Annotated in this window: 23 protein-coding genes and 1 tRNA gene; 6 read left to right on the plus strand and 18 right to left on the minus strand. The window is 65.6% G+C overall.

The genetic code is table 11. The features are described from left to right. Position 1: 1 nt before the first annotated feature. From AC1M0F_RS04610 to AC1M0F_RS04635, 6 genes are all read right to left on the minus strand, one after another. The gene (locus AC1M0F_RS04610) at positions 2-877 is read right to left on the minus strand and encodes a glycosyltransferase family 2 protein (protein WP_480237011.1); all 876 of its coding nucleotides are present in this window, start codon (positions 875-877) and stop codon (positions 2-4) included. Further along, positions 870-1,685 carry a CDP-alcohol phosphatidyltransferase family protein gene (locus AC1M0F_RS04615; protein WP_480237012.1) on the minus strand — a complete coding sequence of 272 codons (816 nt, stop codon included), beginning with the start codon at positions 1,683-1,685 and terminating at the stop codon, positions 870-872. Before AC1M0F_RS04615 ends, AC1M0F_RS04610 begins: the two co-directional genes overlap by 8 nt. After that, positions 1,666-2,754: a glycosyltransferase family 2 protein gene (locus AC1M0F_RS04620; protein WP_480237013.1), complete on the minus strand. Its 1,089-nt coding sequence runs from the start codon at positions 2,752-2,754 to the stop codon at positions 1,666-1,668. The genes AC1M0F_RS04615 and AC1M0F_RS04620 overlap by 20 nt, the downstream gene beginning before the upstream one ends. Before the next feature lie 112 nt (positions 2,755-2,866). After that, positions 2,867-4,564, minus strand: a complete 1,698-nt coding sequence (locus AC1M0F_RS04625; protein ID WP_480237014.1) for a S1C family serine protease — start codon at positions 4,562-4,564, stop codon at positions 2,867-2,869. A gap of 159 nt (positions 4,565-4,723) precedes the next feature. Next, the gene (locus AC1M0F_RS04630) at positions 4,724-5,221 is read right to left on the minus strand and encodes a PKD domain-containing protein (protein WP_480237015.1); all 498 of its coding nucleotides are present in this window, start codon (positions 5,219-5,221) and stop codon (positions 4,724-4,726) included. A gap of 254 nt (positions 5,222-5,475) precedes the next feature. Next, complete coding sequence (locus AC1M0F_RS04635) at positions 5,476-6,057, minus strand: hypothetical protein (protein WP_480237016.1); 582 nt, start codon at positions 6,055-6,057, stop codon at positions 5,476-5,478. Between the two features lie 114 nt (positions 6,058-6,171). Here AC1M0F_RS04635 and AC1M0F_RS04640 point away from each other — a divergent pair, with 114 nt between their 5' ends. Then, positions 6,172-7,368, plus strand: a complete 1,197-nt coding sequence (locus tag AC1M0F_RS04640; RefSeq protein ID WP_480237017.1) for an aminotransferase class I/II-fold pyridoxal phosphate-dependent enzyme — start codon at positions 6,172-6,174, stop codon at positions 7,366-7,368. A 10-nt stretch (positions 7,369-7,378) separates the two neighbouring features. Here the strand turns inward: AC1M0F_RS04640 and AC1M0F_RS04645 are convergent, their stop codons facing one another. Then, positions 7,379-8,197, minus strand: a complete 819-nt coding sequence (locus AC1M0F_RS04645) for a carbon-nitrogen hydrolase family protein (protein ID WP_480237018.1) — start codon at positions 8,195-8,197, stop codon at positions 7,379-7,381. Between the two features lie 82 nt (positions 8,198-8,279). Here AC1M0F_RS04645 and AC1M0F_RS04650 point away from each other — a divergent pair, with 82 nt between their 5' ends. The 4 genes from AC1M0F_RS04650 (at position 8,280) to AC1M0F_RS04665 (ending at position 11,257) form a co-directional block, all read left to right on the plus strand. Next, entirely contained in the window at positions 8,280-8,606 is a 327-nt protein-coding gene (locus AC1M0F_RS04650; protein ID WP_480237019.1) for a DUF7882 family protein, read from the plus strand. Between the two features lie 437 nt (positions 8,607-9,043). Continuing rightward, positions 9,044-10,330 carry a M23 family metallopeptidase gene (locus tag AC1M0F_RS04655; RefSeq protein ID WP_480237020.1) on the plus strand — a complete coding sequence of 429 codons (1,287 nt, stop codon included), beginning with the start codon at positions 9,044-9,046 and terminating at the stop codon, positions 10,328-10,330. Between the two features lie 157 nt (positions 10,331-10,487). Next, entirely contained in the window at positions 10,488-10,868 is a 381-nt protein-coding gene (locus tag AC1M0F_RS04660; RefSeq protein ID WP_480237021.1) for a DUF7882 family protein, read from the plus strand. 158 nt (positions 10,869-11,026) lie between these two features. Further along, entirely contained in the window at positions 11,027-11,257 is a 231-nt protein-coding gene (locus tag AC1M0F_RS04665) for a hypothetical protein (RefSeq protein WP_480237022.1), read from the plus strand. A gap of 6 nt (positions 11,258-11,263) precedes the next feature. Here AC1M0F_RS04665 and AC1M0F_RS04670 read toward each other — a convergent pair whose 3' ends face one another. From AC1M0F_RS04670 to AC1M0F_RS04695, 6 genes are all read right to left on the minus strand, one after another. Then, complete coding sequence (locus AC1M0F_RS04670; protein ID WP_480237023.1) at positions 11,264-11,989, minus strand: glutamine amidotransferase; 726 nt, start codon at positions 11,987-11,989, stop codon at positions 11,264-11,266. 99 nt (positions 11,990-12,088) lie between these two features. After that, entirely contained in the window at positions 12,089-12,286 is a 198-nt protein-coding gene (locus tag AC1M0F_RS04675) for a protoglobin domain-containing protein (RefSeq protein WP_480237024.1), read from the minus strand. Between the two features lie 148 nt (positions 12,287-12,434). Then, positions 12,435-13,283, minus strand: coding sequence for an alpha/beta fold hydrolase (locus AC1M0F_RS04680; RefSeq protein ID WP_480237025.1), 849 nt, complete (start codon positions 13,281-13,283; stop codon positions 12,435-12,437). A gap of 45 nt (positions 13,284-13,328) precedes the next feature. After that, a complete protein-coding gene (locus tag AC1M0F_RS04685) occupies positions 13,329-14,144 on the minus strand; it encodes an MBL fold metallo-hydrolase (RefSeq protein ID WP_480237026.1) in 816 nt (271 codons plus the stop codon). Positions 14,145-14,161: 17 nt separating this feature from the next. Beyond that, a complete protein-coding gene (locus AC1M0F_RS04690) occupies positions 14,162-15,001 on the minus strand; it encodes an alpha/beta hydrolase (protein WP_480237027.1) in 840 nt (279 codons plus the stop codon). 21 nt (positions 15,002-15,022) lie between these two features. After that, on the minus strand, positions 15,023-15,850 hold the full coding sequence (locus AC1M0F_RS04695) for an alpha/beta fold hydrolase (protein ID WP_480237028.1): 828 nt from the start codon (positions 15,848-15,850) through the stop codon (positions 15,023-15,025). Positions 15,851-16,126: 276 nt separating this feature from the next. Between AC1M0F_RS04695 and AC1M0F_RS04700 the strand changes: the two genes are divergently transcribed. After that, positions 16,127-16,828 carry an SDR family NAD(P)-dependent oxidoreductase gene (locus tag AC1M0F_RS04700; RefSeq protein ID WP_480237029.1) on the plus strand — a complete coding sequence of 234 codons (702 nt, stop codon included), beginning with the start codon at positions 16,127-16,129 and terminating at the stop codon, positions 16,826-16,828. A gap of 8 nt (positions 16,829-16,836) precedes the next feature. On the opposite strand, the gene AC1M0F_RS04705 is transcribed toward AC1M0F_RS04700, so the two are convergent. From AC1M0F_RS04705 to AC1M0F_RS04725, 5 genes are all read right to left on the minus strand, one after another. Beyond that, on the minus strand, positions 16,837-17,832 hold the full coding sequence (locus AC1M0F_RS04705) for a helix-turn-helix transcriptional regulator (protein WP_480237030.1): 996 nt from the start codon (positions 17,830-17,832) through the stop codon (positions 16,837-16,839). A gap of 255 nt (positions 17,833-18,087) precedes the next feature. Further along, positions 18,088-18,161: transfer RNA gene (locus AC1M0F_RS04710), tRNA-Met, on the minus strand. A gap of 64 nt (positions 18,162-18,225) precedes the next feature. Next, entirely contained in the window at positions 18,226-19,263 is a 1,038-nt protein-coding gene (locus AC1M0F_RS04715; protein ID WP_480237031.1) for a zinc-binding dehydrogenase, read from the minus strand. After that, a complete protein-coding gene (locus AC1M0F_RS04720; RefSeq protein WP_480237032.1) occupies positions 19,260-20,168 on the minus strand; it encodes a class I SAM-dependent methyltransferase in 909 nt (302 codons plus the stop codon). Before AC1M0F_RS04720 ends, AC1M0F_RS04715 begins: the two co-directional genes overlap by 4 nt. Positions 20,169-20,189: 21 nt before the next feature. Continuing rightward, positions 20,190-23,108, minus strand: a complete 2,919-nt coding sequence (locus AC1M0F_RS04725) for a UPF0182 family membrane protein (RefSeq protein ID WP_480237033.1) — start codon at positions 23,106-23,108, stop codon at positions 20,190-20,192. Between the last annotated feature and the right edge of the window lie 17 nt (positions 23,109-23,125).

A 23,125-nucleotide genomic window follows, 5' to 3' on the forward strand; every position in this document is an offset into this window, starting at 1 on the left:
ACTAGATCACCGGGGGTCGGCCTGCGCGGGTCATCCGCCAGACTGTCGACCATCGAATCGGGCGACGCTCCTCCGGGTTGCTTCGCCAGCCTTCACGCCAGCCGCCGAACCAGGCCCGCAGCGCCTTCGGCTGCCGCCACCAGCGCAACAGGTGCACGCCGGTCCAGGCGCCGACGTAGACGGGAACGAGCGGCAGCGGCAGGTTGCGGCGCGCCAACCAGACCCGGTTGCGGGCGTTGAGCCGGTAGTACTCGGAGTGCCGGGTCTGCACGACCACGGGGTGGTGCGCCTCGAGATCGCCCGCGTACCACGCACGCTTGCCCTGGTCCCAGACCCGCCACGCCAGCTCGATGCCCTCGTGTGCGTAGAAGAAGGGCGACGCCCATCCACCGGTCGCGTCGAACACCGCGCGGGGCAGGAAGACCGCCGCCTCGAGGCAGGAGAACACATTGCCCGGGTCGCGCGCGTCACCCTTGCGGATGCGTGGAATCCAGCGCCGCGGCGCCGGTTTGCCCGTCGGATCGGTCAGTCGTGGCTGGACCAGGCCGATCCCGGGCTGGCGGTCGATCAGTGCGATACATGCGGTCAGGAACCCGGCATCCGGGATGAAGGCGTCGTCGTCGAGAAAGAAGATGTACTGGCCGGTGACGGCATCCGCCCCCCGGTTCCTGCCTGCCGGGATTCCGATGTTCTCGGGCAGCGCGACTCCGCGCACCCCGTCGGGGAGCCCCTCCGGCTGCCAGCCGTTTCCGACCACGACGATGTCCAGGTCGACGCCCCGCTGGTCCTGCATGCTCCGGATGCCACGCGCCAGGTCCTCAGGACGCGTCCCCTGGGTGAGGATCACGACGCCGACGTGCGGGAGCAGCTCAGGCACGGACGCGCTTCGATGACATGATCGCGACGAAGTGGCCGAAGAGCGTGATGATGCCCAGGCCGAGGAGGAGGACGAGGACGGCACGCATCGCGGTCAGCTCACCGACGAACAGACCGACGATCGCCGCAGCGAAGATGACCATGGTCAGTTCGACCGAGTGGAAGATCCGGTGGAACGGGAGGAACTTGGCGACCCGGCGTGCGACCGCGAGGATGCCGCCGGTCGGGGCGGACTCCCCCTCGGTGTAGGTGAGTTTGGGGGCGCCGTAGTTGGCCCTGGCGACCCTGACCATGTCGTTGAGCGCCTTGTTGAGCACGATGACGAGCGCGAGCAGCGCACCGAGTGTCGTGTACAGGTAGTCGGCCGGTGCCTCGAACGGGTATCCGGCGGCCCGGATGGCGAGAGCGAGCGGGATCAGGGACTCCGTCGAATAGTGGCCGACGGCATCCAGGAACGCGCCTGCGGGTGAGGAGGTGCGACGCCATCTGGCGACCTCGCCGTCGCTGCAGTCGACGAGCATCTGCAGCTGGCCGAGGAGCAGGCCGAGGAACGCGCCCCAGATCCCGGGGATGAGCAACGCTCCGGCGACCGACCAGCCGGTGAGGATCATCAGGCCGGTGACGCCGTTGGCGGAGATGCGCGTGCGCAGCAGCAGCCAGGTCAGGTATGGCGAGATGTCACGCAGGTACAGCGACGCCGTCCAGTGTTCCGCGTTGCGCCTCCCCCTGACCTCAGGAGGTTGCGCGACTTCGCGCAACTCCGCGATCGACCGGGGCTTGAGCGGACGTTCAGCCGGCGCTTCCGACACTCGTGCCTCCGGTTCTTTCGTTCTTCAGTGCTGAGATGTTGCTCGCCAGCGACAGGAAGCCCAGCACGAAGCCGACTCCCCAGCAGAAATGGATACAGGGCAACACTACGAGAAACCAGAGCTGCGACCGAAGACCGTCACCGCGAGCGACGACGAGCGTCGCGACGATCACGAGAAGGAGGTAGACGGCGGGGACGAACCAGCCGAGCAGGAGGACGGTGGGGTTGCCCATCGCTGCCTGGAGCAACCCGACGAGGCCGAGGATGATGCCTAATCCGACTCCCACCACCATGACCGGAGGAGCGAAGTACCTCAGGGTGTTCGCGGTCGGGAATCGGCGGGTCAGTTCTCCCCGCCACATGCCGGTGGAGAAGAATTGACGGGCGAGGGCGGTGAAGCTCGGCCGCGGACGGTAGGTCACCTTGAGGTCAGGCGTGAACCAGACGACTCCCCCAGTGGAACGGATGCGACGGTTGAGTTCCCAGTCCTGACCGCGCTTGATGCGTTCGTCGAACATGCCGACGCGTTCGAGCGGTTCACGCCGGAACACCCCGAGGTACACGGTGTCGGCCGGGCCTTCGGCTCCGCCGACGTGGTGTGGGGTTCCGCCGAGTCCGACGCGACTCCCGTAGGCGCGCGCCACGGCGCGCTCGAACGGGGTCGTTCCCTGCGCGTCCATGATCCCGCCGACGTTGTCAGCGCCGGTCCGCTGGATGGTTTCGACGGCGATCCGGGCGTAGTCACTCGGCAGCACCGAGTGTGCGTCGACCCGCACGACGACCGGGTAACTGGTCGCCTGGATGGCGATGTTGAGACCGGCAGGGGTCGACCCGACGGGGTTGGAGAGCACTCGGATGCGGGAGTCAGCGCGGGAGAGCTCCTCGACGAGCTCGTTCGTTCCGTCGATCGACGGACCGACGGCGATGGCGACCTCGAACGGTCCGGTGTAGTCCTGGCTGAGGAGGCTGTCTACGGCCGCTCGCACGTGGGTGACATCGTTGAGTACCGGCATCACGTAGGAGACTCCGACAAGAGCGGCGTTGGCGCCGGTCGATGTGCTCTCTGCCATGGTCTCCACTCGATGATTTGGTCGGTTGAGCCTATCAGTGGGCCTCATGGCCAACGTGTTCCGCCCACGCAAAACGCCCGCGAGCGGCGCTCGCGGGCGTTCGGCGGAAGGATCAGAGAACGAGTTCGCCGAGCGTCACCTCGACGGTCTTGGTCTTGCCGTCGCGCACGTAGGTGACCTCAGCCGTTGCGTCTGCCGCGAGTGCGCGGACCTGCGCGGTGAGGTCGGTCGCGTTGGTGACCGGATGTCCGTCGAAGTTGGTGACGATGTCACCCTTCGCCAGACCCGCAGCCGCTGCCGCGCCACCCGAGCTCACGTCGCTGATGAGAGCGCCGACGACCGGGCTGTCTGCCGAGCTGGCGGCGTCTCCGACACTGGCACCGAGCAGACCGTGGGTCGCTTCGCCGTTCTTGATGATCTCATCGGAGACGCGCTTGGCGATGTTCGCGGTGATCGCGAAGCCGACGCCGATGTTTCCGCTCTGGCTGGAGCTCTCCGAGCTGCCGGCGCTGGCGATCGCTACGTTGACACCGATGAGCTTGCCATCGCCGTCGACGAGCGCGCCACCGGAGTTACCCGGGTTGATGGCGGCATCCGTCTGGATCACCGAAAGCGAGATCACGGACTGGCCCTGGGTCTGGGTGTCCGGTTCTTCACCGGGAAGCTGGAATCCCCACACGTCGTAAGGGCTGTCAGAGCTGTCGTCGCCTGAGGAGTCCTCGGGGACTGCAGACGACGCGACGGTGATACTGCGGTTCAGCGCGCTGACGATGCCGTCGGTGACGGTGCCGGCGAGCCCGAGCGGTGCACCGATCGCAACGGCGGCGTCACCGACGTTGAGCTTGTCGGAGTCGGCGAACTCCATCGGGGTCATGCCGCTGGCGTCCTCGAGCTTGATCACTGCAAGGTCGTAGACCGGGTCGGTTCCGACGATGGTGGCCTTGTAGAGGTTGCCGTCGTTGTCGGTGACCTGGATCTGCGGGTCGGACAGCTTGCCGTCGAGGGTGACGACGTGGTTGTTGGTGAGCACGTAGCCGTCTTCGCTGAGCACGACGCCTGAGCCGCTTCCGCCACTGTCTGAACTCTGGACGGCAATCGTCACGACGCTCGGGGAGGCTTTCGCCGCGATGGCCGTGGCGCGGGTCACGTCGCTCGTGTCGTTGATGGTGACGTTCTGCGATCCGGTGGCGCCGGAGGTGACGGTGCCTGACTGGTTCTCCATGAGCAGGGCAGCGGTGCCGGCTCCTGTCGCACCGCCGACGAGGGCGCCGATGGCGAGCCCTGCGATCAGCAGGCCGACGCTGGCGCGGCGCTTGCCGGGCTTGTCGGTCGGCGCCGGGGCACCGGCGAACTGCGGGCCATTCGGGTCGGTCGGGAAGTGCTGGCCGGCGAACTGGTGCTGGTCACCGACCGGCGGGTACACGTCTGTGGCGTAGCCGGTGGGGTTCGTCGGGTAGGCGGCGGTGTGGCCGTGCGGCGCCTGTGCACCGATTCCGAAAGCGGCTCCGGATGCCTGAGGGTATGCGTCTGTTGCAGCTGTCTGCGAGTACTGCGGCTGTGCGGCCTCGGGGAAATACGTCGGCGCCGGCGGAATGTTCTCCGAGGCGGGCGCGGTGGGCGCTTCGACGGCGGGTGTCGCGGCTGCCGGCTCGTGTGACGGAACGTACTCGGGGGTGGATTCGTGGGAACCGTCCGTGGGCGTCGCCGTGGCAGCGGGTGTCTCCGTGGGGCTGGAGGCGGCATCCGTTGCGTGGCCAGAAGGAGCCTGGGGCTCCCGAGCGTCGTTCGAGTCCTGTGGGTGTTCGTTCATGGTGATTGCTCCTTCCAAGCACAGTCAGCATCCAACGCCAAGCTGTACGTTCTATAAGCGCGCGCTGTGAGCGGACTTTGGTCCCGCCGTGACCTTGCCACAGGCACTGCTCGCGGGTTTGCAGACCCTTGAGGAGCGGACTTCCAGCCTAACGCCGGATCAGCAACCAGGCCCGGTCGGATTCCTCGTGCACTCCCGTTCGACCAGTACCGTCTTGGCGTCTCCGGCGAGCGCGGCGACGATCGTCGCCGGGCCGGGAAGAGTGCCTGCGATGCTCTGCCACGGCAGGGAGTCGACCCGGAATTCCACGGTGTACGACACGGTCACACCGATCCGGTAGACACCCTTCGTGTCGAACACATGACTCGTCGGGGTGGGAGAGAATTCCGGGAGGCCGAGGGCAGCCCAGGATGCCCCGGGAACCGTCGACCGCGACGTCGAACCATCGCCCCACGACCATGCGTAACTGGTGGGGGTGAACCGGACGTCGAGCGGGTAGCTGAACAGCGTGCCCGAGACGACATGGGTCTGCGTTCGGGCTATGAAGTTCGCTGGGAGGCCGATGAGCATCCAGCCGTCCGGCTCCATCGTGAGGGTCGGTGCGATCGGACGGAAACTCGCGAGGTCGCTGAGGGTGATCGCTTCGATCACACACATCGGTCCGCTCCCGCATTCGAGGTCACGATTCGGAACGCTTGGCCCGGCGTCTCCCCCACCGCCCCCGTTGTTCCCATTGCCACCGTCGTTGCCGCCGTTGCTCCCTCCGTCGGTGCCCCCATCACCCCGGATGATGGCCTCGCCGCCGTCGATCGAGCCCTCCGTACAGATGCCGCCCTCCTTGTCGGCCTCAGTGCACGCGCTAGCTGGTACGGCTGCAATCGAGAAGGCACCTAAGGCCAAAACCGGGCCGATTACGAGCAAAAATCTTCGCCAGACCACGAGTCGCTCTCCGATATTAGAAGTGATTCAGATCCAACCTCGTCCGTCACAAACGTGACTTGGACGGGAAAGCGCTCCAGCCTCGACGCAGGAGTCACGTCGCTTCCCGCACCATCCAGAACTCGTACGCCAGACACATCCCGGCAAAGGGCCAGAGTCACAGTCGCACTTTCCCCGGCATCAGACAGTTCCTGGACAGAAGCAGTGTCGAATGTTGTGGCTCCAGTGGTCCGCCACCCGTTTTCCTCCAACGCCCCGTCTTCACTAAGTTCGACGAGATATTCGGGCGTTACGTACGCGGCCAAGGAGTCGTCACCTTCTCCGCCGGCGGCAAAGACCTTGTCCAGTGCAGCCGTGTACTGCTGATACACATCCGTCGCCGCCGCGAGCGCTTCCTCCTCGGAAGCGAAAATCGAGGTCGGCGTTGGCGTCGCAACCGGTGGATCCGCGGGGGCACATCCGGCGAGCGCGAGGGCACCGAGAAGGCAGGCGAGTGATCCTGCGACCGCGCGCCGCAGCATCCGTGTCGTCGTTCGCGACCGCTCGAAGGCCATGGCGACAGGTTAGAGCAGTACTTCTCGGGGCGGGAGAGTTATCCACAAGATCGGACCGGCCCACGGATAGCCTTGAACCCTCGGCGGCAGGCGCCTCCGGCGAAAGGACAGGTCATGGCGGAGCACGGAGGCTGGCAGCGAGCGGCAGCGGGTGCAGGGCTGCTTCAGCCGGACGGGTCCATCGCAGCCACGATCTTCGCTGAGATGAGCGGACTAGCCGTCGCGACCGGTGCGATCAACCTCGGCCAGGGATTCCCTGACGAGGACGGGCCACAGGAGGTGCTCGATGCCGCTCGGCAGGCGATCACCGACGGAGCGAACCAGTACCCGCCAGGTCGCGGCATCCCTGACCTGCGCCTCGCCGTCTCCGAGCATCAGCAGCGCTTCTACGGACTCGCTGTCGATCCTGACACCCAGGTGCTCGTCACCGCGGGCGCGACGGAGGGCCTGGCCGCTGCGATCCTCGGCCTGACCGAACCGGGAGACGAGGTCCTCACCTTCGAGCCGTTCTACGACGCGTATGGCGGACTGATCTCCCTCGCCGGCGCCGTTCACACGACGGTTCCTCTGCGCTGGCCGGACTTTCAACCGGACCCTGACGACCTACGCCGCGCGGTGACGGACCGCACCCGGGTCATCCTGATCAACAACCCGCACAACCCGACCGGAGCGGTGTTCGACCGCCAGACACTCGAGCTGATCGTCGAGCTTGCTCACCGGCATGACGCGATCATCGTGACCGATGAGGTCTACGAACATCTCACCTACGGGGTCGCACACACGCCGGTCGCGTCGCTGCCCGGGGCGTGGGAACGCACCGTCACCTTGTCCTCAGGCGGCAAGACCTTCAGCACCACGGGCTGGAAGGTCGGTTGGGCCACCGGCCCCGCCGGGCTGATCACGGCGATCACCACCGTCAAGCAGTTCCTCACGTACGTCAACGGCGCGCCGTTCCACCCGGCGATGGCCACCGGCCTGCGCCTGCCGGACGAGTACTTCCACCGGATCTCGGCCGACCTCGCGGCGAAGCGTGACATCCTGGCCGCCGGTCTGACATCCGCGGGGTTCAGCCTGTCGCTTCCTGACGCGTCCTATTTCATCGTGGCGGATGCCGCAGCGTTCGGCGTCGCGGATGCCGCGGAGTTCTGCCGCCAGTTGCCGTCCCGCGCGGGGGTCGTCGCGGTTCCCATCACGGCCTTCGTGCACGAGGACCACCGGAGCGACTACCGCTCACTGGTGCGGTTCGCTTTCTGCAAGCGCACGACCGTCCTGGAGGAGGCAGCCTCTAAGCTCGCCGGCCTCAACGCCTGAGACAGCCGACTCACTCGGTGCGCGGGACCACCGTGAAGCGACGCGCCTGAAGGGCGGGATTGACGGAGCGAACCGCAGCGATCGTCGCCGCCGACGCGAACCCGACAGCGACATCCGTCTCGGTTCCAACGCCGGCGATCTGCGTTCCCCTCGGGTCGATGATCATGCTGTTGCCGACACCGATCGGCGGCGCGTGGTCGGCAGCAGCCACGTAGACCGTGTTCTCGATCGCCCGCGCCGTCACCAGGGTGCGCCAGTGGTGTTCCTTGAGCGGCCCCCTCACCCACTCGGCCGGAACCAGGACGACATCCGCGCCGGCGTCGACGATGCGTCGCGTCACCTCGGGGAAACGGATGTCGTAGCAGGTCTGGATGCCGAACCGGAGTCCGCCCGCCTCGAAGGTCTCGGGCTCATCCAGGTCACCAGGAACCACCCAGTCGCTCTCGCGCTGGCCGAAGGCGTCATAGAGGTGCTGCTTGCGATACCGCGCGACGAGTTCAGCCTCAGGAGACAGGACGACGATGGTGTTCGCGAACCGAGAAGGATCAGCCGTTCGCTCGACGAGGCCGGCCACCACGTGGACGCGGAGTTCCTGGGCCAGCCCGGAGAGCGACTGCACGAACGTCCCATCGATCGGCTCGGCGTGCGAGACGAGGTCCTCCCCCATCGGATCGCTGAAGTAACTCGAGTACTCAGGGAAGACGACGACCGATGCTCCGCGCTCGACCGCACGCTCCGCGAGGACGCGAATGGTGAAGAGGTTGGCCTCTGCGTCTGCACCGGGAACGAACTGGGAGACGGCGACCCCGACGGGCGCATGTTCGGTCATTGCCCCAGCTTAGGGAAGGTGAACCCCAAAGTGGTGGCCCGACTTGACCGCAGACATGCCCGTCGTCGTGCAGAATGAGTGCATGGGATTTCTGGTCTATGGCGATGGCACTGAGTACGAGATCGACGACCGGGCACTTGCGCACCTCAAGATCGTCGTCGGGTCGAAGCTCCGGCGGCAGGAGGGCTTCTTCGTCAGTTGGGAGCATTCCCCCGAGCAGGGCTCAGGACGGGTGTCGATCTGGGTGTCTCCGTCCATTCCCCTCCAGTTCCGTTTCGTGGGCAGCAAGACACCTGAATTGAACCGGCAGTGGCTCGAGGTTCTGGCGGACTCCTCCTTCGGCCCGCGGGGACTCCACCTGATCAGCGAGGCTGAAGCGAGCAAGCAGGCACCGGCCACAAAGCCCTGACCTCCGCTGCACCAGCCGAAGACTTCGCCGCGGGCGCCTTGGAACAACCTGTGCATTTGCATGGATTTGTCGATCTGCCCGCACTGTTGATCCGGTCCCTTTTTGCCATGATGTTGCGACTGACCCCTGTTCAGGTGTCAGTTTGCGCGCAACCGCGTACTGATCGCACACATCTTGCTTCACCGGCCGTTACCGATTTGTTAACTTAACCGCGCTAAGAGATGAAAATCGGACCCGATTCGCGTAGGGTCTATGTAGTCCAACCGCTCGAACCTGAGCGACAGGACGTGCGTGAGATGCCTCCCCTCTCGTCTTCTCACGCGGTCAATCCCGAATCATGTTGCAGACGAGGCAGCGTCCTTTTGCGTGTCGCTCGTGAGGCCCCCGGAGAATTTACTTTGGCGAATGATGGTGCCCCCCTGTCACGGAACGGCCAGTTGACCCGACGCGACAGACAGCGAACCATCCGCGAAGCAGCCGTCGAAACCACGGAACTCCCCAGCCGTCGCTTGCTGCGTGAACGCGCCGCTGCCGCACGGGCAGCCAACCTCTCGTCTTTTGATGTCGAGGAGCCCTCCGCGACGCTCGCTCCTGAGCCCACACCTCTTCGACGCCGTCGCGACGCCCGTGCCGCGGTGCAGGCGGAGCGCCCCACACCTCTCGAAGACATCCAGATCGTCGAAGAGACCGTCGACCTGTCGCCCGTCTGGGCAGACCCGACGCCGTCGCAGGACTTCACCGAGCCGGCTGCTGTGGATGCGGCCTCTGCTCCCACCTACGACGCACTCGGATCGTCCGATGAAGCCGACGCCCCTCGCGAAGACGCACCGGCTGACGCCTTCACCCCGATCGATGCTCACCACTCCTTCATCGCAGCGGCGTTCATCGCTCCGCCTACGGCCACCCATCGCCCGCTGATCATGTCAGCAAGCGCGGAGTCCGCACCGGTCCGCGCCAGCGACGCAAGCGCCCCGGCACCCGCTCCGAAGCCCGGCCGATGGCGTTCACTCCGTTCTCCTGCGATCGTCGCCCTGGCCATCCCCGCCCTGCTCGGCACCGTCGCCCTCCCCGCCTATGCGTTCTCGCCCGGCAGCGGCACGGCCGCAATCACCGACGCGAATGCAGCGCTCTCCAGCGACAACCTCACCGCCCAGTCACTCACGGTGAGTGACGACGTCACTCTGGCCGAAGTCGAACGCGATGGCTACTCGGCCACGAGCGAGGCTGAGCTCGAAGCGAGCTACGCAGCCGCCGGCTACATCTACGACAGCGCTGCTGCCCTTGCCGGGTACCTCGCACCCTCGTCCAGCGGATGGTGGCGTCCCCTGCCCGGCGAGATCACGTCGAAGTACGGTCCTCGTGGCCTGATCTGCAACGGCGCCGGATGCTCCAGCTCGTTCCATGAAGGCATGGACTTCGGCGGGGCGTGCGGTACCCCGATCAAGGCCACTGCGGCTGGCACCGTCAGCTTCACCGGCAACGCCGGCGCGTTCGGCAACCGGGTCATCATCGACCACGGCAACGGCCTGCAGACGATCTACGGCCACCTGCTCGGCGGGTCGTACAAGGTTGCGGTGGGCGACGTCCTCACTGGCGGAGAAGTCATCGCAGAAGTCGGCGCCACCGGCGTCGTCAGCGGCTGCCACCTCGACCTCAAGGTCGTCATCGACGGAGCACACACCAACCCCGCACCGTTCCTGCGCGAGCACGGCGTCACCGTCTAGTTTCCTGCGAATCGCGCGCTGCCTACAGGCCGGGCGACGTTTTTGCTTGCCATTCGGCGTCGAAGCGGCCAAAATCGGCACTACCCGTCGGTCACGGCGGGATGTTCGCGATCAGGCTTGCCAGGTCGCAGACCTGGTTCGGATGAGACGAGTGGGCATGGGCACCCTGACGTACGACGGCGTGATCGTTGAATTCGACGACCGGCTCCTCGCACACCTCCAGATCGTGATCGTCCAGAAGCTCCGATGCGGCGAGAGTTTCCTCCTGTCGTGGAAGGATGCCGTCAGCATCGGCAACGGTCGCAGCTCTGTCTGGCTCCACCCATCGATCCCGCTGTACTTCAAGTTCTGGGGAAGCCGACCACCGACCATCAACCGTCAGTGGATCGCGGAACTGACCGCCTCCGCGAACAGCGCGCATGGCCTCGTGGTCTTCGGCGAGGATGGCTCACACCAGCCCACCGCGGGTCGCGGCGGCGAGCCCGCCGGGCCTCACACGCCCCACGCACCCGGCGAGAATCCGCCCCAGGAGCACTGACTGCCTGGCCTGTGCGGCGCGGCATCACCCACCATCAAAGTCAAGCCCTTGTCGGGCCCCTGTTCTTGAGGTTTGATGTAAACGATCATTCACTGAGTCTGCCCGCCATCGGGACGGAAGACGGACTCGTGGCTGATCATGACCCGCTGGAGATCAGAATGACCATCGAAGCTGTGCACCCTCCTGCCGGTACTCAGAAGTCGTTCTCGGCAGTCTGGGTGCCCGTCGCGACCGGCCTGTGGGCCGGCAGCACCGCAGGCAACTTCATCGGGTTGATCGAGAAGGTCGCCGATCGTGGGTTCACCGCCAGGAACGGCCGGAGCGAGAATCTGGGCCTGTTCCCGACGCTGCCGGAGGCCAAACGGGCTGTGGAGCGCCAGCGGCGCTGAGTGCACCTACGGTTGCTCGGACCGCTCTCCTGTGACGTTCACGGAGGTCTCCGCACCGTCGAGCCATGATGTGAGGGCGCGGGTGGCCGCTGTGGCTAGAGCGGGCCCAAAGGTCGTGGCCTGCTCCCGGATGGTGCTCGGGTCGATACCGCGGGCAGCGAGTTCGTGCGCGTGGCCGATGAGCCATCGTTCGATCTGCGTATGATCGGCCTCCAGGTGAAACTGGATTCCGAGCACCCTGTCCCCTATCAGGAACGCCTGGTGCGGTGTCGTGGGCGTCGAAGCGAGGGATGTTGCTCCTGGCGGTAGGTCGAACTCCTCCCCGTGCCAGTGGAACACTCGCACACCCTCCAGCGGACCGAGCGCCGACCCGACACCCGCAGGGGCGAGATCGATGGTGGCGTAGCCTATCTCGGCCTTCGTCGACGCGCGAACCGGGGCATCGAGCGCCCTCGCGATGAGTTGCGCGCCGAGGCAGACGCCCAGGGTGGGCCTGTTGACGGCCAGCCGCTCGCGAATCGCATCACGTTCGTTCGACACGAACGGATACGTGGTGGTGTCGTTCACGCTGATCGGACCCCCAAGAACGACGACGAGGTCCGGCGCGAGAAGAGAATCGACTTCCATCGGAAGAACGCCGGCTTCGACGTACGTCACGTCATACCCGCGGGCGTCGAGAATCGGCTCCAGAAGGCCGAGATCTTCGAATCCGACGTGGCGGACAGCTGTCACTGTGCGGCTGATGTGATGCTCCCTTCAGGCGGTGCCGTACTGCCCGCTGGTCGGCCCGGATAAGAGCGTCACCCGCGAGCACGTCCCGAGAGGACATGGTCACCACAGCTCAGCATTGTAGGGACGCGACCAGAGAGCAACCGTTAGGGTCACGGCCTTGAACCGCGCCTGGTGCATCGCCTCGAGTTCTTCCCGGCTGGAGACACCTCTGGCGAGAAACGGCTCGATCGTTGCAGTGAACGGCACGATGAAGGCGATGAGGTGTCGCACCGGGATGTAGGGCGACGCGGATGCCACCTTGTCGGTGCGATTCTTCCCATCGGGAGTGTGACGCCATCGTCGGAGGTCCTTTCGTGCCGTGATGCGTGTTGAGAGGGGCTGTCGGATTTGTCAGCTGCAACGGTCGGGCGGGGCGGACTTCACCCGCCCGACCGTCGTCATTGCCCTAGCGGGTCGCTTTCACTGCACTGAGAATCAGGTCGACGACCTTCTCCGGCTGGCTGATCATCGGCACGTGGGAGCTCCTGACCTCGACCGTCTTCGCTCCGGCCCGTTTCGCCATCGCTCGTTCTGCCTCAGGCGGGATGATCCTGTCGTTCGAGGCAACCATGTACCAACTCGGGATCGTCTTCCATGCCGGCGGCCCTGACGGGGTGACCAGAGACGCAAGGGCGCCGGGACGCTGGCTCGCCGCCATCACGGCCGCCTGCTTCTTCGACAGATCCTGCGCGAACAGGCGGTGGAACCAGACGGGATCGATGTAGGCATCCTGATTCCCATCAGTGGCTCCAGGAATCGGTCGCGTGACGAGATGATTGATCACGTCCGTGTGACCGCCGCCGAGTTCGTTGGCCTGTTGCACCGATTCACCTTCGGCCAGGGCGAACGCAGCGATGTAGACCAGCGCTTTGACGTTCTTGTTCCCTGTCGCGGCATTCGTGATGACTGCACCGCCGTACGAGTGCCCGACGAGAACAATCGGTCCTGGAATGGTTGAGAGGAATGACTTGAGATACTCGGCGTCTGTGGGCACTGCCCGCAGGTTGTTGGGCGGGGCGTAGACCGTGTACCCATCCGATTGGAGACGTTCGATGACACCGGACCATCCGGAGGCGTCCGCGAACGCCCCGTGAACGAGGACGATCGACGGTTTGGCGCCTCCTTTGCCTCCGCCCTCCTTCGCCGGTGACGCCGTCGCGGGTGCCGCGAACGTGAGACCGGCGAGGAATGCGGTGAGGAGCGCCAGGACGATGAGTCGCGGCTTTCTGCGTCGGGTTTCGGTTCTGAACTGCATTGTGATTCTCCCTTGCTTGGCAGAGCGAATTCGCCCGAACGGTTGCTACGGCGACCGTTCTTGTGATGGCGATTCGACCGGTGTGGGCACGCCTGCCTGGAGCCATCGGATCGTCGATCTGACGGCATCAGGAGCGTGGCTGAACACTTCCCGGGCGCTCGTGGCACCCTCGCTGAAGTGGCTCCACCCGTCCGTGTGAACGGGTACGGCGATTCTGGGTTTCAGGCCGGCAAGAAGTGTGGTCGCCTGAGCGGCGGTCATGGTGAAGCGGAGGGGGCCGGTGACGCCGAAGCGCACCGCCCCCATATGCAGGACGGCGACATCGACGTCCAGTCGTTCGGCGACCTGCTTCAGTCCCCGGTAGTAGACGGAATCCCCCGAGAACCACACGGCGGCTTGCTTCTCGGATTCTCGGCGGATCGCGAATCCGATCACCGCCCCCGCGATCGGCCGGCTCAAGGGTGGACCATGACGGGCTGGTGTGGCCGTCACGATGATCGGCCGCCGGCCCGGGTGTTCGAGTCGGGTGCTGGACCACGTACGCAGGCCACGTACGTTCGATGCCGCCAGTCGTCGGCTGCCTGGCCGGGTGGTCACCACGGTGGGGATGTTCGGTAGGAGGGCCCTACCGACGTCATCCAGATTGTCTGCGTGATGGTCGTGGGACAGAAGGACAGCATCCAGGGGCCCGAGATCCTCCAGCGGAATCGCAGGCGGCTCTGTCTTGACCGAGGATGTGCCGAACCCGAACGAGTAGCGTCGGCCCGGGACATCGAAGGTGGGATCCGTGAGAATCCTCCAGTCATCGATCTCGAGAAGCACCGTCGGACCACCGATGTGAGTGAGCACGATGTCGTTCACGGATCCCACCTCCAGCCTCAGTGAAGAAGTTGCGACCGGTTCGTTGTGGCGTGCGTCAGCGCCCAGGACAGGGCATAGTCTGCGACTTCTTCCCAGCCCTTCTGGCTGACGATGCGGTGCGAACGCCCGGGGAACTCCACACGCTCCACCAGCGACGGACCCGCGGAATACTTCTTCAGCATCGCTTTCTGGATGGCCGGAGGTGCCACGTGGTCGATACCACCCGAGATGAGCAAGAGAGGTGCCCGGTCCTTCTTCAGGAAGTCCACTCGGGTGATTCCTGTCTTCTTCTTCGGGAGCGAGAGGACGCCCTCGAAGAAGATGCGGTTGGCGGAGTTCACAGCGCTGGCTTCCCACTCGCGGTCGGATTCAGCCCGGCTGAGATCATTGCCGAAGGTGTAATGGAAATGGCCTGTGCTGAGTCGATTCGCCTTATTGATGCGGAACGGGTTGGACAGGATCGGCAGCCCGGTCCGCAGAGTGGACCACGGCAATGTCAGGACGCCGGCCGGCTGACCGGGTTCGACGCCCACGCCGGCGATACCGAGTCCGCGGTCGAGCAGCATCTGGGTGAAGATCCCCCCGAAGGAATGCCCCATGATGATGGGTTTCGCCGGGAGGTCGCGAATGATCCTGTCGTACTGGTCCACAGCCTTCGTGATACCGAGGCCCTCGAGGGGTTTCGGATTGCGGCGGACCTCAGCCGGCGTCCGATCGCCGATACCGGGCCATCCCGGCACGATGACGTCGTGGCCCAGGTCCCGGTAGCGCTGCGCCCAGGTGTCCCAACTGGATGGGGTCATCCAGAGTCCATGGACGAGGACGATGGGCGGTTTGGGTGCGAGGTTGTCTGACATGATGCTTCCTTCGGGTTGGGGTCAAGACCGGATGAAGTCGAGGAGGTCCTGGGAAAGGCGATCCTTCTCGGTGTCGGTGATTCCGTGGGCTGAGCCTTCGTAGACCTTGAGTTGCGCGCCCTTCACCATCGCCGCGGAGCGTTTCCCCCCGACTTCGAAGGGGACGATCTGGTCGTCGTCACCGTGGATGACGAGGGTGGGGACATCGACCTTCTCCAGGTCCGGGCGGAAGTCGGTGGCGGAGAATGCAGCAATGCACTCGTATGCTCCGCGGTGGCCGGCCTGCAGGCCGTTCAGCCAGAATGCGTCACGGACTCCCTGCGGCACATCGCCGGTTCGGTTGTTGCCGAAGAAGGGTCCGTCGGCAAGATCCCTGTAGAGCTGCGACCGGCCGCCCTTCTCCCCCGCTCGGATGCCGTCGAACACCTCGAGAGGAAGTCCTTCCGGGTTGTCGTCGGTGCGAAGCATCATCGGCGGTACGGCGGAGACGAGCACGAGTTTGGCCACCCGACCGCTCCCGTGGCGGCCGATGTAGTGCGCGACTTCACCGCCGCCGGTCGAGTGCCCGACCAGTACCACTCCTGTCACGTCGAGCGTGTCGAGAAGCTCTGCGAGATCGTCGGCGTATGAATCCATCTCGTTGCCGTTCCACGGCTGGGACGACCGCCCGTGCCCGCGCCGGTCGTGGGTGATGACGAAGCATCCGTGTTCCGCCAGGAAGAGTGCCTGTGATTCCCAGGCGTCCGCGTTCAGAGGCCAGCCATGGCTGAGCAGGACCGGGGTCCCCCCTGGTTCACCCCAGGTCTTGTAGTAGAGATCGACGTCGTCGCGGGTCTTGATGTAGCTCATGGGTATCACTTTCCGTCGGTTCTGTGCGTTGGACCGCCAGGCGGTGCTGGCTGCTTGTAATGACAAGAGCGAATGTAATGACAGGTGGGTGCGCACCGCCTTCACGCAGGGTGCACATTCCTGTGCCACCCGTGCACGAGGAGGCACGACGGCACACGGGGAGGCACTCCGTGCACAGGAAGTTGCACGCTCGGCCATCGCGACCGCGGCCAGCAGCGATTATCGTCCTTCTCGACGGGAGGATTTCGACCGTCGCGGCTGGCTGAAGGGGTGCCCATGAAGCGCTTCGGCGCAGACGTCGCCCTGGTGACGCGCGCCGCGGATGAACTGGGAGAGGAGTTCGTCGCCGCCTTCCTGCGGGAAGGCGCTTCTCGGGTCTACGCGGTGGGCGAGATTCCCCGGGAGTGGGCTGACAGCCGTGTGGTTCCTCTCGTATTCGATCAAGGGAAAACCGGATCTCTGAAGAATCTGGTCTCGGTCGCTCGGGACGTCACCGTCGTGGTGAGCATGCCGGCGCCCGAACCGGCAGCTGTCCCGGTCCTGGCGGTCGACGACGGGACGTTCACGGACCTGGTCATGAAAAACACACTGGGAGCGATCCACCTGGCCGGCGCCTTCGGTCCGGTCCTCGCGAAGAACGGTGGAGGCGTGCTCGTGATCGTCCGGTCGGTCCAGGCATGGATCAGCGTGAACGGTGCATACGCGGCGAGCCAGGCTGCGCTGTGGTCCGTGACGAATGCGCTGCGGGTGGAACTGGCCTATGCCGGCATCGACGTCGTCGGTGTCGTGCTCGGCCTGACCCTGCGTGACGCGACCGGTGATCCGTCGCACCCGCGAACCGATGCGCGCTCTGTGGCCACGATGACACTGGATGCCATCAGCCGGCAGGATCCCGAGGTCCTCGTCGATGAGTACTGCCGCTCGGTGAAGTCGCGTCTCTCCCAACCCCTGGTGATGCTGTACCCCGAGCTGGAATGACGTCAGGACTACGGAAGGTGATCGGGAGACCACGCCTGTCGCCGTCGGAGCACGACCTGTTCGCCCGGGCTCCGGTGGGACCATTCGGAGGGCGCGCAGCCGAACCGCAGCCGGAAAGCTCGCGAGAAGGAGGAATGGTCGCCGAAGCCGCACAACCGCCCGACAGCGGCAACGGAGATGCGGGCGTTCTTGGGCTCGCCCAGCATGGTCGCGGCGCGGATCAGTCGCTCTTCGCGAATCCATTCGTGCATCGGCACGCCGAGTTGGCGCATGATGGTGAAGAGGTACCGACGTGAGATGCCGAAGTGTGCCGAGATCCGCTCCGCGGTGAGATCTGACTCGGTGACGTGGGCACGGATGTACGTCATCACGCGCAGTCCGAGAGTGCGCCCAAGGGGCTCCCTGCTTCGGAATTCGTCACCGACGGCGATCGCCAGCACGGCTCTGACGATGTCCATCGACGGGGTCGCCAGCACTGACTCGCTTTCCGACTCCATCGGAGGCAGCTCGGCGAGGCTCGTGATGTGGCGGGACAGAAGCGAAGCCAGCGGGCTCCTGCTCAGGTCCTTCGTCACCAGATCGCGGACGAGAAGATGCGGGAGCCCGAGTTCGTCCATAGGAATCGAGAATCCCCAGAAGGAACTGCGTTCAGGCACGGCCACTTTCCAGGGCGACAAGCTCCAGATCGGAACCAGCGATCGACCTCTGCCGCGAACCTGCCCGTCGCCCTGCTCGAAGTCGACCCGGCCGTCGGAGAAGGTCAGAACGAGACGCGGTGATGACAGGTCCCTGGCCTGAGACGCCGTCCGCTCTCCCAGATAATTGCAGAAATCCGTGCTGGTGAGTTCGATGTCGCGAAAACGGCGGGTTCTGTGGGTGAACTCGATAGCCGCTGACGGGTCGAGAGCCCGGGCGTGGAACGGAACCGAGGCACCCTGGGCGACCTCGTCGAGCAGCGCGGAGCGCTCCGACGAGCGCAGGTCGCGCAAGCTAAACTCTTCCATGCGGTCGCACCGGCCCTAGAAAGACGGATGCAGCTCGGCGTCCTCCCGAGCCGCTGTTGGCACGACAGTAGCGCACGGCCAGAGACGTTGGCTAGCGGGTTTGAGAGCGCGATCATCGGCGACCGTCCGCAGTGGATGCTCGCGGCGGCGAACAGGCGGTCGGAAGTGCCGGTCGACGGGCGCAGCCGGAGAAGAGAATGGCTGTCCCGGGCAAAGGAAAAGGCCCGGAATCTCAATGATTCCGGGCCTTCTTTGTTGCGGGGGCAGGATTTGAACCTACGACCTCTGGGTTATGAGCCCAGCGAGCTACCGAACTGCTCCACCCCGCGGCACAAGAACTTACTCTAGCACGGGATCAGGGGCCGCGCGAATCGAGGCGGGCCCGGGATCGGGTCAGGACAGGATCGCGTACGCCTTGATCGCCCGTCGCTCGTCCATGGCGCGATAGCCCTCGGGGATCGCCTCGAGATCCACCCTCAGGTCGAAGACTCGGCCGGGATCTACCCGACCTCCGAGAACGTCCGGGAGCAGCTCGTCAGCATACGCACGGGCGGGCGCCACTCCCCCGACGAGTCCGATATTGCGCCTGAACATCAGGGTGATCGGCACGTCCACGCCGTGCGGCACCCCGACGAAGCCGACACGCGAACCGGCACGGGCCAGCCCGAACGCGGTCGTCATGGACTGCTCCGTTCCCACGCACTCCAGCGTGGCATCCGCACCGACGCCGTCGGTAAGCTCCAGCAACTCGGCTACGGCGTCGTCACCACGGGAGGCCACGACGTCCGTGGCGCCGAACTCCCGAGCCTGCGCCTGGCGGTCGGCGTGCCTGCTGAATGCGATGATCCGTGCAGCGCCGAGGCGCTGAGCGGCCAACACACCGGACAGACCGACAGCTCCGTCCCCGACGACGGCGACGGTCGCCCCGGGCGCCACACCGGCGGACACGGCGGCGTGGTGGCCCGTGGCGAAGACGTCCGAGAGGGACAGGAGCGACGGCAGCAGCTCGTCGGCCGGCCTGCCACCGGGAACGACGATGAGAGTGCCGTCGGCGAAGGGAACGCGGGCGGCCTCACCCTGGCCGCCGTCTGCGCCGGCGGAACCCCAGGCCGACCCGTGCGTGCAGACACTCGTGAAGCCATGGAGGCAGTTCGCGCAGGTGCCGTCGCTCCAGGTGAACGGTGCGATGACGAAGTCGCCGACCCTTACCTTCGCGACGTCGCTTCCGACCTCGGTGACCTCGCCGAGAAACTCGTGCCCGATCGTCGAGCCGGATGCGCGCGGGTTCTCGCCGCGGTACGGCCAGAGGTCACTGCCGCACACGCAGGTGGCGACGATCCGCACGACGGCATCCGTGGCGTCGACGATCACCGGGTCGGGTCGGTCGACGACGCGGACGTCGCGTGGCCCGTAGAACTGGACGGCTCTCATGACGCGGCTCCGTTCGGTTTCGATGCAACAAGGGTCAGCGCGAGGGGCAGCCAGGTAGTTTCGGGCCAGCCGAACATGCCCTCGCCTCGCGGCACGAGAGTCGGGAACATCCGCCACGGCAGCTCGTCGTGTTCGCCGAGGTGGTCGACGGTGAGTCCGGCGTCGCGGAGGGCGCCGAAGGTGGCCGACAGCGGGTGCATCCATTCCCACGTGCGCGTGTTCTGGAGCACAGCGGTCTCGTCGGCGTAGTCGACGGTGTCGTCGAAAATGTCGGGCTCCGCGTCGGAGTACGAGTAGGTGAACACGGGAAGGCTCCCGCCCGCCGGGTCCTCATCGAAGACCTGGGCTGACGGATGGCTGTCGGCGAAGTACAGCATCCCGCCCGGCTTCAGGAACCATTCGATGATGCGCGCCCATTCAGCGATATCCGGAAGCCAACCTATTGTTCCCCAGGTGGTGAACACGAGGTCGAAAGAGTCGGGTTCCGGCAGAGCGTGCCTGGCGTCGTAGATGTTCGCCGCGACGAAGCGGGACCGGTCGGCGAGACCGACCTCCTCGGCGAGTTTCCGTGCCTCGCGGACGGCTGGGAGAGAGAAGTCGAGTCCGATGACGGATGCTCCCCGCTGGGCGAGGGTGAGTGTGTCTGCCCCGAAATGACACTGGAGGTGGAGCACACGCTTGCCGCTGAGGTCGAACCGGCCGTCCTCCCCCGGGAACAGGCGTGCCAGCTCGGCCTCATCGACGCGGGTGAGCCGACCGGAACCCTGGCGCAGCGCCGACTGGTCGTAGAAGGTGCTGTTGACGTGGATCGGGACGCGTTCGTCCCATTGTGCCCGGTTGGCGTCGAGCCAGTCACCTGAGCGGAGATCGACCGGGCGTGGGATGTCTGACGAGTTCTCTGTCATTCACCCCACGCTACCGGTCGTCTAGCCGTCCAGCAGGTCGAGAGCCTCGGCGAGTGCCGCGTTGAGTCGGGCGTCGGCTTCGCCGTACGCCGTCCAGTTGCCCTCGGACAGAGCGGCAGCCTTGTCGTCCATGGCCGTCTTCGCGTCATCCAGCGCGTTGCGGAGCGCTGCGTCGACAACCGGGTTGCCGGTGTTGGGATCGACCAGGTCGTCCGGCTCCTCCGGCTCGGTCGGCGTCTCCGGCGCTGCCGGGTCGTCGGTTCCCGGCGTGTTGCCGTCTCCGGCGCTGGCGCCCGAGTCGCCGCCGAACAGGGAGTCGAGCGCCTCATCGAGGGTGTCCTCGAATGCGATCTGGTCGCCGAACGCAACGAGCACCTTCTGCAGCAGCGGATAGCTGGTCTCACCGGTGGACTGCACGTAGACCGGCTGCACGTAGAGCAGTCCGCCACCGACAGGCAGTGTCAGGAGGTTTCCGTTCAGCACCTTCGACTGCCCCTGCTTGAGCAGGTTGATCAGTGAGGAGACCTCGGTGTCGGTGTTGAACGCGTTCTGCACCTGCCCTGGGCCTGGAACCGTCACGTCCTTCGGAAGGGTCAGCAGCCGGAGCTTGCCATAGTCATCCCCGGGCTTTCCTGCACTGGCGCCCGCATCGGCATCCACGGCCAGGTAGCCGGTCAGCACGCTGGACGCGCTGTCACCGGTGCCGCGAGGCACGAAGGTGGAGTACAGCGAGTACGTCGGCGCCTCCTGCCCAGGCATCTGCATGGTCAGGTAGTACGGCGGCTGGAGCAGGTTCTCGGCGGCTTCGGACTGCGGGTCGGTCGGAGTCGACCACGCGTCGGTCTTCGAGTAGAACTTGCCGGCATCCGTCACGTGGTACTGCCCGAGGATCTGGCGCTGCACCTTGAACAGGTCGGCCGGGTAGCGCACGTGGCTCATCAGGTCGCCACTCATCTTCGACATCGGTTCCACCGTCGACGGGTAGATCTTCTGCCACGTTTTGAGGATGGCATCGTCCGTGTCCCAGGCGTAGAGGGTGACCGATCCGTCATAGGCGTCGACCGTGGCCTTCACCGAGTTGCGGATGTAGTTGATGTCGTCGAGCGCGAATCGCTGGTCTGCTGTCGCGGAGTCGGCGATCGCCGTGGACAGGCCCACCGTGCGTGAGTATGGGTACGCGTCCGAGGTGGTGTACCCGTCGACGATCCACACGACGCGGCCGTCGACCACGCTGGGGTACGGGTCGGAGTCGAGCGTCAGGTACGGCGCGACCTTCTTCACACGCGTCGCCGGGTCACGGTCGTAGATGATCTGCGACTCGCTGGTGACGTCGTCCGAAAGGAAGATCTGCTCGGACTGGAACTTCAGCGCGTAGACGAGCTTGTTGAGCACGTTGTCGAGTTTGGGCCCGCCGTCGCCCTCGAAGGCGTTGTAGGTCTCTGACTCGCCTTCGTCTCCGGACGGGTAGTCCAGCTCGACCGGCTTGTTGCCCTTCGGAGCTCCGACGATGGAGTAGTCGGGAGACGCCTCACCGAAGTAGATCCGCGGCTCGAAGTCGCCGAGGGCACCGGTGGTGGGGATGCCTGACTCGAGGAAGACGGGCTGGCCGTCGACGGAGCGCTGGTTGCCGTAGGCGGCGACCAGGCCGTAGCCGTGGGTGTAGACGAAGGTGTTGTTGTACCAGGTGTCATCGGCGTCCTGCTTGAGTTCGCGGAGCGCGACGACAGCGTCCTGGCTCTCCCCGTCGACCTGGTAGCGGTCGACGTCGAGGTCTGGCGAGAAGCTGTAGTAGTTCTTGAACCGCTCGAGCTGCGAGATCGACGGGCTCACGAGTGCCGGGTCGATGATCCGGATCGACGCCGTGGTCTCGGCGTCCTCACGGAGGGCACCCTTCGCGGCGTCCGTCGTCGCGTTGTACGGGATCTCCTCGACATCGGCGACGCCGTATGCGTCCCTGGTCAGGTCGATGTTCCGCTGGATGTATGGCGTCTCGAGGGTCTTCGCGTTCGGGTCGACCTGGAACCGCTGCATCACCCACGGGTACGCGGTACCGACGAGGAGGCCCGCGACGAGGAGCAGCGCGGTTCCGACGACCGGGAGCCGCCAGCGTCCGATGAACGCGGTCACCAGGAACAGGACGGCGACGAGAGCCGCGATTCCGGCGAGGATGACACGACCGGGGATCGTGGCGTTGTCGTCGGTGTAGTTCGCACCGGTGATGAGGTCGCCGGTCTGGTTGAGCGTGACGTACTGGTCGAGCCAGATCGAGACGGCCTGGAGTGCGATGTAGAGGGCGGCGAGGATCGCGATCTGGATCCGCGCGGCCTTCGAGATGCGGAGCTCACGGCCGGAGACGCGGATGGATCCGTAGAGGTAGCTGACGGCGATGGTCAGCAGGGTTGCGAGCAGCACGACGGCCGAGGCGAAGCCGACGAGACCGCGGAAGAACGGAAGCTCGAAGAAGTAGAACGAGACGTCGAGGCCGAATTGAGGGTCGGTCTCACCGACCGGCGTGCGGTTCAGCCAGAGAAGCACGACTTCCCACCGCGTGGCGGCGGCGAATCCGGCGAAGAGCCCGAGGACGATCGGGATGCCGTAGGTCGCGAGGCGCCGGAGCGGCTCGACGAGTTCCTGGTAACGGTCGAGTTGGCTGCTCAGCTTCGCGTATACCGGACGCAGTCGGTAGGCGAGCTGGATGCTCGCCCAGATCGGAATGGCCATGCCGAAGAAGCCGATGGCGAACATCACGGCGGTCGCGATCCACTGGGTGGTCAGGACCTTCGCGAAGCCCAGCTGCTCGAACCAGAGGTAGTCCGAGTACAACCCGGCGAAGATGAAGAACGCAACCACGAGCGCGCCGACGACTGCTGCCGTGATGGCGAGCGGCGCGCGACTGCGGTTGGGGGCGGGACGAGCTTGTGCTGCTTGAGCGGATGTCACTTGTGGCCTCTGTCAGT

The organism is Mycetocola sp. Y719 (genome assembly GCF_056713205.1).